The sequence below is a fragment of the Arthrobacter sp. I3 genome (assembly GCF_000520575.1).
GTDB lineage: Bacteria > Actinomycetota > Actinomycetes > Actinomycetales > Micrococcaceae > Arthrobacter > Arthrobacter humicola_A.
Genome location: NZ_KI914919.1, coordinates 1 through 10,465 on the forward strand (window position 1 = coordinate 1; position 10,465 = coordinate 10,465).

Annotated in this window: 8 protein-coding genes and 1 pseudogene; 6 read left to right on the top strand and 3 right to left on the bottom strand. The window is 67.9% G+C overall.

All coding sequences use genetic code 11. The features are described from left to right. Together Y706_RS0109500 and lipB are read right to left on the bottom strand one after the other, a co-directional pair. On the bottom strand, nucleotides 1-694 hold a 694-nt coding region (locus Y706_RS0109500; protein ID WP_043435752.1), incomplete at its 3' end, for a lipoyl synthase. Next, a complete protein-coding gene (lipB, locus tag Y706_RS0109505) occupies nucleotides 691-1,359 on the bottom strand; it encodes a lipoyl(octanoyl) transferase LipB (RefSeq protein ID WP_028276413.1) in 669 nt (222 codons plus the stop codon). The genes Y706_RS0109500 and lipB, both read right to left, overlap by 4 nt. A 107-nt stretch (nucleotides 1,360-1,466) precedes the next feature. On the opposite strand from lipB, the gene Y706_RS0109510 reads away from it, so the two are divergent. The 5 genes from Y706_RS0109510 (at nucleotide 1,467) to Y706_RS0109530 (ending at nucleotide 7,888) form a co-directional block, all read left to right on the top strand. Next, the gene (locus Y706_RS0109510) at nucleotides 1,467-3,092 is read left to right on the top strand and encodes a serine/threonine-protein kinase (protein WP_028276414.1); all 1,626 of its coding nucleotides are present in this window, start codon (nucleotides 1,467-1,469) and stop codon (nucleotides 3,090-3,092) included. 79 nt (nucleotides 3,093-3,171) lie between these two features. After that, nucleotides 3,172-4,458, top strand: a complete 1,287-nt coding sequence (locus tag Y706_RS0109515) for an APC family permease (RefSeq protein WP_028276415.1) — start codon at nucleotides 3,172-3,174, stop codon at nucleotides 4,456-4,458. Nucleotides 4,459-4,652: 194 nt separating this feature from the next. Continuing rightward, nucleotides 4,653-6,095: a glutamate/gamma-aminobutyrate antiporter GadC gene (locus tag Y706_RS0109520; RefSeq protein WP_028276416.1), complete on the top strand. Its 1,443-nt coding sequence runs from the start codon at nucleotides 4,653-4,655 to the stop codon at nucleotides 6,093-6,095. Continuing rightward, the gene (locus Y706_RS0109525; protein ID WP_028276417.1) at nucleotides 6,092-6,538 is read left to right on the top strand and encodes a hypothetical protein; all 447 of its coding nucleotides are present in this window, start codon (nucleotides 6,092-6,094) and stop codon (nucleotides 6,536-6,538) included. The genes Y706_RS0109520 and Y706_RS0109525 overlap by 4 nt, the downstream gene beginning before the upstream one ends. 3 nt (nucleotides 6,539-6,541) lie before the next feature. Continuing rightward, the gene (locus Y706_RS0109530; protein ID WP_028276418.1) at nucleotides 6,542-7,888 is read left to right on the top strand and encodes a dipeptidase; all 1,347 of its coding nucleotides are present in this window, start codon (nucleotides 6,542-6,544) and stop codon (nucleotides 7,886-7,888) included. A 9-nt stretch (nucleotides 7,889-7,897) separates the two neighbouring features. Here Y706_RS0109530 and Y706_RS0109535 read toward each other — a convergent pair whose 3' ends face one another. After that, nucleotides 7,898-8,791, bottom strand: coding sequence for a TIGR01777 family oxidoreductase (locus Y706_RS0109535; RefSeq protein WP_028276419.1), 894 nt, complete (start codon nucleotides 8,789-8,791; stop codon nucleotides 7,898-7,900). A 74-nt stretch (nucleotides 8,792-8,865) separates the two neighbouring features. Here Y706_RS0109535 and Y706_RS24655 point away from each other — a divergent pair. Then, nucleotides 8,866-10,465 (top strand): annotated as a pseudogene (locus Y706_RS24655) (PD40 domain-containing protein); the annotation flags it as partial.

A 10,465-nucleotide genomic window follows, 5' to 3' on the forward strand; every position in this document is an offset into this window, starting at 1 on the left:
CCTCGGAGATTTCCTCGCGGGTCTCGCCCATGCCGAGGATCAGGTTGGACTTGGTCACCATGCCGAGCTTGCGGCCCTGGGTGATGACGTCCAGGGAGCGGTCGTAGCGGAACGCGGGGCGGATCCGCTTGAAGATCCGGGGCACGGTCTCGACGTTGTGGGCGAAGACCTCGGGCTTGGAGTCGCAGATCGCCGCGATGTGCTCGGGCTTGCCGGAGAAGTCGGGGATCAGCAGTTCGACGCCGGTGCCCGGGTTCAGTTCGTGGATCTTGCGGACCGTTTCGGCGTAGAGCCAGACGCCCTCGTCGGCGAGGTCGTCGCGGGCCACACCGGTCACGGTGGCGTAGCGCAGGGCCATGGCCTGGACCGAGCGGGCCACCTTGGTGGGCTCGAACATGTCCACGGGGGAGGGCTTGCCGGTGTCGATCTGGCAGAAGTCGCAGCGCCGGGTGCATTCGGAGCCGCCGATCAGGAAGGTGGCCTCCTTGTCTTCCCAGCACTCGAACATGTTGGGGCAGCCGGCCTCCTCACACACCGTGTGGAGGCCCTCCTTCTTGACGAGGTTTTTGAGCTGGACGAACTCCGGGCCCATCTGGACCTTGGCCTTGATCCATTCCGGCTTCCGTTCCACCGGTGTGGCCGCGTTTCGCTGCTCAATGCGCAGCATCTTCCGGCCTTCTGGTGCCAGTGTCACAGTAGAGCTCCTTCTGGGGTTGCAACTAGGGCTTGTTCATTCTTGCGCAGTTCTTCGGTGATCCGCGACACGAGGTCCGCCGGGGTGACGTCCCTGCCAAGTTCCTGGGTGATAGTGGTGACTCCGGCGTCGCTGATCCCGCAGGCGATGATCTGGCCGTAGGGGGCGAGATCGTTGTTGCAGTTGATCGCGAAGCCGTGCATGGTGACGCCTTCGTGGACGCGGATGCCGATGGCCGCGATCTTGCGGTCCGGACCCTTTTCGTCCTGTTCGATCCAGACGCCCGCGCGGCCCTTGATCCGGACGGCGGCGATGCCGTAGTCCGCCAGGACGGCGATGATGACCGCTTCCAGCCGCTCCACGTAGTCGCGGATGCCAGCCTTGTTCTTCAGTTTGATGATGGGGTAGCCAATGAGCTGGCCGGGGCCGTGCCACGTCAGCTTCCCACCGCGATCCACGGCCACAACGGGAGTTCCGTCGAAGGGCCGTTCATGGTCTTCGGTGCGCTTGCCTGCGGTGTAAACCGCGGCGTGTTCGAGCAGCAGTACAGTGCTGGGCGCGGTGCCTGCGAGGACCTTTTCATGCAATTCGCGCTGGATGTCCCATCCGCGCGTGTAATCGACGAAGTCCGGGGCGAGACCCAGCTGTTTGAACTCAAGAGTCATGGCATCAAGCTTAGACCCCGCCGCACCCACCTCCCGTTTGTGTGCTTAAGCTCTCATGCCTGTGGATAACTTCTGCACGATTCCGCGCAATCGACTATTCCTTGGGTATGGAAGATCTCCCGCCGGCCGCCGGTGCGGCCCCCCAGGTTCCCGGTTACGACGTCGGACGCCTCCTGGGGCGCGGCGGCAGCGCCACGGTCTGGCTGGTCACCGAACAGTCAACGGGCCGCGAGTTCGCCCTCAAATGCTTCGATGCCGACCGCGCCGCACCGGAAGAATCCGAGGCCGAGGACGTCATGCGGCGCGAAGTCCGGATCCTCTCCGCCCTGGCACACGGCCACCTGCTTCGCGTGCACGCGGTGGTGCGCCTGCCGGTTCACGACTCTGGCGGCAGCGGCCTCGGGCTTGCGCTGGACTACGCACCCGGCGGCTCGCTGGCGTCGCTCGTGCGAAGCCGGGGACGTCTGGGTCCCGGCGAAACGGTGACGGTCCTGACTCCTATCGCGCAGGCCCTGGCATACCTTCACGGCCAAGGCTTCACCCACGGTGATGTGGCCCCCGGTAACGTGCTCTTCACGGCCGAGGGCAAACCGCTGCTGGCCGATCTCGGCGTCGCGCGCATGATGGCCGACGCCGCTCCGGTCGCGGAAGAGGGCACAGCAGGTTTCCAGGATCCCGCCCCCTCGGACGCTGTGCGGGCCGGGCTGCAGCCCGAACGCGACATTTACTCCCTGGCAGCCTTGGGCTGGTATTGCCTCACCGGACGGGCCCCTGAGCCAGGGGCGCATCGTCCACCGCTGAGCCTTCTGGTCCCGGAGGTGCCGGCAGCGTTGGTGGCCGCCCTCGAAGCGGGGTTGAGCGGTGAGCGCCGGGAGCGTCCCCCGGCGGCGGAGTTTGCCGCTATGGTCTACCGCAGCGCCCGGGCGGAGCCCGTCGATCTGTCGGTCTCCGTGCACCCCACGGTCATCCCCCAACTGCTCACACGCAAGGCCGTGCAGTCGGGCCCGGGCCGGCGCCCAGGCGCTGTCCGGAAAGCCGGACTCCACCGCGGATTCCGAAGGTCCCCCGCGCGGAGGGCGCTGCCGCTCGGTCTCGCCGCTGCAGCCCTGGTGGCCGGCATCTGGCTGCTGGCCGGTGGCGGCCCGGCCCCCGACGCCGTCGCCGGGCTGTTTCCAGGGTTCGTGGCCGGCCACGATGCGCCGGTGCAGACAGGAAGTCCCATGGGCCCCGGGGCACCGGCGGCGCCGTCGGAGGGTCCGGCGGGCGTCTCGCCGCCCTCCACGGCCGACGGCGGGGCCACCGTAGTCCTTCCCGACCTGGAGGCGCTGCTGGCCTCGCCGGATCCGGCGGAGGCCGTCCGCGGTCTCGCCCGGCTTCGCTCGCTCGCGCTCAGCTCCGGGGACTTCGGCCTGCTCGATGACGTCAACGCCCCGGGGTCGGCAGCCGCCGCTGCCGACGCGCGGATCCGAACGCAGCTCAGCGCCTCCGGCCATGTCCTGGCCGGCTTCTCGACCTCCCTGACCCGGATTGAGGCCACCGCGGACAGCAGCCCCGCCCGGGCCGTGGTGGCCATCACCACCGCGCCCTCCGCGTACCGGGAGCTCGATGGAAACGGCGCCATAGTGGCTGAGGTTCCCGCCGCCTCCGCGCAGCAGCTTCACCTCGTCCTGGTGCCCGTCGATGGGCGTTGGCAGATCCAGGACGTTCTACCCCCGGGGCCCGAAGCGGGCTAGGGTTCCGCCGTCGGGGGACCGGTGGTAGCCTCCCTGCGAGACGGCTGCTTGCGAGTGCCTGAAGCCGGAGAGGGACGCCATGTCGACCACGGTTCCGAAGAAGCAGATGACCGTCATCCAAGCAGCGTTCATCGGGGTGGGTTCCATGGTGGGCGCGGGAATCTTCGCGCTGCTGGGCGCAGCCGGCGCCGTCGCCGGCTCGGCCGTGTGGGTGTCCTTTCTCATCGCGGGCGCCATCGCCGGCCTTCAGGGGTACTCGTTTGCCAAGCTCGGCGCCACGTACCCGTCAGGCGGAGGCATGCTCGCCTACCTGGCCCGGGGGTTCGGGGAGGGGCACGTTACCGGGATCGTTTCGTGGTTGTTCTATGTGACCGGCGCGATCGTGGGGGCCATGGTGGCGTCGTCCTTCGGGGGGTATGCCAGCGCGGTCCTGACCGGTCGTGACCCAACCTGGGCCAAGGTGTTCGCTGTCGCCCTCATCGTGCTCATGACCTTCCTGAACGCTGTCGGTTCCACGGCGGTGGCCAAAGTCCAGTCGCTGATCGTGAAGGCGGTGCTGGCCATCCTGTCCGTGTTCGCAATTGTCACAATCGCGAACTGGAACCCCGCCCTCCTGGATCCGGCCGGCTACCCGGGCGTTCGCGAGATCATCGCGAGTGTGGCGTTGACGTTTTTCGCCTTCCTCGGGTTCGGCGTCATCACCTTCACCGCGAAGGATCTGCCTGCCCCGTCCCGTCAACTGCCCCGCGCCATGTACCTGGCGCTGGCGATCGCCACGACGGTGTACGTCGCGGTTTCCCTGGGCGTCTTCGGAACCTTGACCGCCGACCAGGTCGTCGCCTACGGCGCCACAGCGCTGGCCGAGGCCGCCAAGCCGACGCTGGGCCAGTTCGGATACGTGCTGATGGTGGTCACCGCCCTGCTCTCCACCGCCGGGGCGGTGAACGCCACCCTCTACCCCTCTGTGGGGATGACCCGGCACCTGGCCTCAGTGGGCCAGTTCCCGCCGGTGTTCGGCCGATCCGTGGGTCGCCGGCAAGTACCGGTCGGACTGCTGGTCATGGCCGGCCTCGCGGCCGTGATGGTGCTGCTGTTCAACCTGAACAGCATTGCCTCCCTCGGAAGTGCGGTGGCACTGCTCATTTTCTCCGCCGTCACCTTGGCCCACTTCAAGGTGTACAGGGAGACCGGCGCCCTGCTTTTCATGCTCATCATCGCCCTGATCGCGACCATGGGCACGTTCCTGGTGTTCTGCACCACCACGCTCGTCAACGAACCCGCAACCGCCGCCGCGCTGGTGGTCATCCTTGCCCTTGCGCTGATCACCGATTTGCTGTGGAAGCGCACCCGAAGCCGCGCAAATTAGCACTCCGGCGATCTGACGTATAGGGGAGTTGGGGACTGTTCCCTGCTAATTCCTAGGTCCATTCTGTAGGCACCGAGCACTTTGTGTGATAAGGGGGAAGTGGGCATGTTCAAGCCGACGACTACTCGCCCCAGGCGGTTTAGCTCCGCCTGGCCCGTGGCGCAGACCACGTGGCACTTGAGGGTGTGGCTCACGTGAGCGAACAGGCAGTGACCCGGCCGAAGGCACCACCGGCCGTGTGGATCTCGTGGGTGGCCCTGGCACTGATGACCACGAGTTCGGTGGCCAGTCTCCGTGCTGCCCCGACCATGGCCGTCTACGGCCTCGCTTCAGTCTTCCTCTACATCGTTCCCGCGATCGTTTTCCTCCTGCCCACGTCCCTCGTGTCAGCTGAACTGGCGTCCGGCTGGAAGGGTGGCGTCTACAACTGGGTATCGTCCGGAATCTCCAAACCTATGGGCTTCCTGGCGGTGTGGTGCCAGTTCGCGATGACGATTTTCTACTATCCGACCCTGCTGGGATTCGTCGCGAGCACCCTCGCCTACGTCTTCAACCCGGCGCTGGCCAGCAGCGGAGTGTGGACGGCCTTGGTGATCGTGGTGTTCTACTGGGCCGGCGTGTATGTCTCATCCCGCGGCACGAAGGGCGTGGCGGGCCTGGCCAGCGGTGGCCTGATCATCGGCACCCTGATCCCGGGTGCCCTGCTCGTCATCCTGGGTGTGGTCTTCCTCGGCCAGGGCAACCCGTCCGCCGCTCCGATGACCGCGGCAAACTTCTTGCCCGAATGGGCCGGGCTGGCCAGCCTGGTGCTGATCGTGAACAACTTCCTGTCCTACAGCGGCATGGAGATGAACGCGGTGCACGTGTCCTCCCTGAAGGACCCGCCCAAGGAATACCCGAAGTCGATGTTCCTGGCCATGGGACTCGTCCTGCTGATCTTCATCCTGCCGGCGCTCGCGATCAGCTGGATCGTCCCGGCCGATGAACTCTCCCTTACGGCGGGTGTCATGCAGGCCTTCGACGCGGTGCTGTCGTCCTTTAACCTGCAAGGCCTCACTCCGATCCTCGGCATCATGCTGGTTGCTGCCTCCCTCGGCGGCATGCTGACGTGGCTGGCCGGTCCGTCCAAGGGCCTGCTGCTGATCTCGCGTGAGGAAGGCTACCTCCCGCCGTTCCTGCAAAAGCTGAACAAGAACGGCATCCAGCAGAACCTCCTGGTGGTCCAGGGGCTCGTCACTACCGTGATCGCGCTCGGCTACGCGCTCATCCCGGATGTCTCCAGCGCGTACTGGATTTTCTCGGTAATCACCACACAGGTCTACTTGATCATGTACCTGCTGATGTTCGTGGCCGCGGTCCGGCTCCGCCGTAACGACCCGGACCACCCGCGTGGCTACCGGGCGCCGATGCTGATCGGGCTGTGCGGCGTCGGCTTCGCAGCCTCCCTGGCCGCGCTGCTTGTCGGGTTCGTTCCGCCGTCGCAGTTCGGCGACGGCGATCCGCTCGTTTATTTCCTGATCGTGGGCGGCGGCGCACTGGGGCTCGGGCTGCTCGTGCCGTTCCTCTTCTACAGGTTCCGCAAGCCTTCCTGGAAGCTGCCCGACCAACAGACGCAGACGGAGGTCCCGAAGTCATGAGCACGCATCAGGAGTCCTCGACCAAGCGCAGCCGCTCGATCGTTTACATCGTTGCCATGGTCCTGCTCGTGGCGTTCGCCGTCGTCGCACTGCTGAACTTCAGAACGGCGAGGGAGACCCAGCAATCCCTGGCGAAGGCCGACCAGCTGATAGCTGAGATTGAATCCGCCGGCGGGACGGCACCCTCGCGCGAGCAGATAGCCCGGGTGCTCGGTGACGACGGCGGCGCGGTTTGCACGAACCCGAACGACGCCCTGAGCCGGGCCACGTTCCTGAGCCAGCTGACGAACGGGGCGACTGGGCCTGGAATGAGGCCGGTGATCGTGAACGCCCGGATCGCCGTGGGCGAGCTCGCGATTATCAAGGTCTACTGCCCGGACCAGCTCGCTGAATTCCAGGAGTTCATTGACGACCTGAAGACCTCAAACACGGGCGGTGCGTGAGCCGTGGACCTGCGCGCCCGCATCACCGATCTGATGGGTCCGGCACGGGAAGAACTCGCCGAGTTCGTGGCCATCCGGTCGGTCGCGGATGCACGGCAGTTCCCCCCGGAGGAGTGTGCCAAGGCTGCCCAGTGGGTGCTGGACAAGTTCGCCGGACTCGGATTTTCGGACGTGCACCGCGCGCGGACCCCGGACGGTTCCGATGCGGTGGTCGGTTCGAGGCCGGGATCCAATCCCTACGCGCCGACCGTGCTGCTCTACGCGCACTACGATGTGCAGCCGCCCCTCGATGACTCGGTATGGCGGACCCCGCCCTTCGAACTCACTGAAGTGGGCGGGCGCTGGTACGGCCGGGGTGCCGCCGACTGCAAGGGCAACATCGTCGCCCATCTGCTCGCGCTCAGGGCACTCGGCAACGACGTGCCCGTGAACCTGAAGCTGGTGGTCGAGGGGTCGGAGGAACAGGGCACCGGCGGGCTCGAGGCGTTCGTCGAGAGCCACCATGACCTGCTCCGCGCCGATACCATCCTGGTCTGCGACACCGGCAACGCCGCAGTGGGACACCCAGCGGCGACCGTGACCCTGCGGGGGATGGTCAATGTCGTGGTAACGGTGGAGGCGATGGCGTCAGAACTCCACTCCGGCATGTTTGGCGGCGCAGCCCCCGACGCGCTGGCCGGATTGATCGCCATGCTGGCATCCCTGCGGGACCAGCAAGGCAACACCACAGTCACGGGATTGGACAATGCCCAGACCTGGACCGGCGCGCCCTATCCGCCCGAGCAGTTCCGCGTCGACGCCGGAGTTCTTGAGGGGGTCTCGTTGTTGGGGGACGGCAGCGTGTCCGACATGCTCTGGGCGCGGCCGGCCATCACCGTGCTCGGCATCGACTGCCCGGCGGTAACCGGCTCGACGGCGTCGATCGTGCCGCGGGCGTCCGCGCGGCTAAACCTGCGCGTCCCGCCAGGCATGGCGGCCGCCGAGGCCCACACGGCGTTGGTTGACCACCTCAACGCCGCCGCACCCTGGGGCGTCCACGTCACGGTGGACCTCGAGGCGATCGGGGCACCATTCCAGGCGCCAGTCGGAGGCCCGGCCTTTGATGCCATGAGTGCCGCGATGTCCGAGGCCTACGGAAGGCCGATGGTAACCCTGGGGCAAGGCGGATCGATTCCGCTCTGTAACGTGCTCGCCGACACCTACCCGGACGCGGAGATCATCCTATTGGGGGTCGAGGAACCGCTCGCTCTCATCCACGCACCGAACGAGAGCGTCGATCCGGGGGAGATCAGAGCATTGGCCGAATCCCTGGCGCTTTTCCTCCAGAGGTACCCGACGCTGCACGGCTAATAGCGGCAGCTAGCCGCGCCCAGCCACCCAGGCGGCGGCCGCGTCGAGGGACGGGTGCTTCCAGGCGAAGCTGTTTTCCGCCAGGACGGCCGGCTCCAGCCGCTGGCTCGCGAGCAGCAGCTCTTCGGCGAGATCGCCCATCACCAGCCGCAGCACCGGGGCGGGTACCCGCAGCGCCGCCGGCCGGTGCAGCGCCCTGGCCAGTTGCGTGATCAGGGAATTCACATCTGCGGCTTCGGGGGCGCAGACGTTGACCGGCCCGGAGACGGGCGCCGAGAGAAGGAAGGAAAAGGCGGCGGCCACATCCGGCAAAGTGATCCACGGCCAGAACTGCCGGCCATTGCCGAGCGGGCCGCCGACGCCCAGGCGCAGCAGCGGCAACAACCGTCCCAGTGCGCCGCCGGAGCGGCTCAGGACGACCCCGGTGCGGGGCGTGACCACCCGGACACCGGCCGGCGCCTCATGCGCCGCGGCCTCCCAGTCGACGCAGATCCGGGACAGGGTGCCGGTGCCGGCCGGCGCGGTCTCGCGCAGCACCGCCGCACCGGCGTTGCCGTAGTAACCGGAGGCCGACTGGCTCAGGAACACGGCGGGCGGCGCGTCGGTGCGCGCCATGGCGGCCGCGAGGGTCCGGGTAGCCCCCAGCCGGGAGGCGCGGAGCTCGTTGACCCGCGCCTTGGTCCAGGGCCGGTCGCCGATCCCGGCGCCGGAGAGGTTGACCACCGCGTCCGCGCCCTTCAGCGCCGTGTCGTCGATCCGGCCGGCGGCCGGGTCCCACTGGAACTCGGCTGGGGACGCAGGGGCACGCCTGACCAGGGCGACGACGTCGTGCCCCTCGCTGCGCAGTGCACCCGAAAGGGCAGTTCCGATCAGCCCGGAGGCCCCGGCAATAAGGATTCGCATGATCCATCTCACCATGCCCGGCACGGCCGCGAAACCTCCCGGGCCGTAAGGACCGTTGTGGCTATGATCGAACGATGACCCCCTCGAGTTACTTCCGTTTCCCGCATCTGCACGGCGATCTGGTCACCTTTGTGGCCGAGGACGACGTCTGGATTGCACCCGTGGGCGGGGGCCGCGCCTGGCGCGTATCCTCCCTGCAACTGCCGGCCCGCAACCCCCGCTTCACCCCCGACGGCAAGCGTCTGGTCTGGACCGTCGTCCAAGGGACTGCCCCGGAAGTCGTCACGGCCAACGTCGACGGCGGCGGCTACAGCCAGTTGAGCTACTTCGGCCACCCTTCCACCCGGGTCAAGGGCTTCACCCCCGACGGCGACGTCCTGGTCACCAGCGCTTTCCGCCAGTCCGACAGCCGTCACACCCACGCCTACAGCCTCCCCGTGACCGGCGGCTGGGCGCAGGAACTTACGTTCGGCCCGGTCGAGTCCGTGGCCTATGGCCCCGTCGTCGGCGACGAACGCCCCGTGGTGCTCGCCAGCGTCCTCTCGCGTGAGCCGGCCTGGTGGAAGCGCTACCGCGGCGGCGCCGCCGGCAAGCTGTGGATCGACGCCGACGGAAACGGTGAATTCGTCCGGCTCGCTGCTGCGCTCGACGGAAACCTCACTGACCCCCTGTGGGTCAAGGGACGGATCGCGTTCCTGTCCGACCACGAGGGCTACGGAAACCTCTATTCCGTCCTGCCCAACGGCAGCGACCTGCGCCGCCACACGGACCACGAGGACTTCTATGTCCGCCACGCCGCCACCGACGGCGAACGCGTGGTCTTCGAATCGGCCGGTGAGCTCTGGCTGCTGCCCAGCCTCGACGCCGAGGCCGTCAAGCTCGACATTGTGCTCGGTTCCGCCTCGCAGGCGCGCCGGCCCGCCCCGCTGAAGCCCTCGAAGCACCTTGGCGACGTCGTACCGGACCGCACGGGCGCGTCCAGCGCCGTCGAATCCCACGGAACCGTCCACTGGCTGCGGCACAAGGACGGCCCTTCCCGCGTCCTCGAGGCCACCCCGGGCGTCCGGGCACGGCTGCCGCGGCCCTTCGGCGAGGGCCGGATCGCCTATGTCGCCGACCACGACGGCGTCGAGGCCCTGTACCTGAAAGCCATTGCGGCGCCCCTGGCCGGAGCGGCTGCGGCAGCATCGAAGGCCCCGCAGCCGGCCGTGCAGCCCGCTGCCGAGTCAACGGCCCAGCCCGCTGCTTCCGCCGAGGACGCCGGCATGCAGTTGCCCAAGCCGGTGTCCGCAGCCGCCCTGACCGGCGCAGGATCAATCCCCGCCGCTGCAAGCGGTTCCGTGTCCGGTCCGGTCACAGCGGTCCCGGCCCCGGCTGCCGCAGACGCAGCCGGCTCCATCTCCGGCTCCGAGCCCGACCGGGCCGGTGCGGGCGCCGCCGTGAAGGCCGCGCCTGCCTCCGATGAGCTGACGCGGATCGACTTCCCCAAGCCCAGCCGGGCCAGCGCCATCGAAGCCAGCCCGGACGGGCGCTGGCTCGCCGTCGGCACGGCGTTCGGTGATATCTACCTTGCCGACACCCGCACGGGCACGATATCCCAGCTGAGCAGCATCGGCGAGGGCAGCATTGAGGGATTCACATGGTCCCCGGACTCCGCGTGGCTCGGCTGGTCCG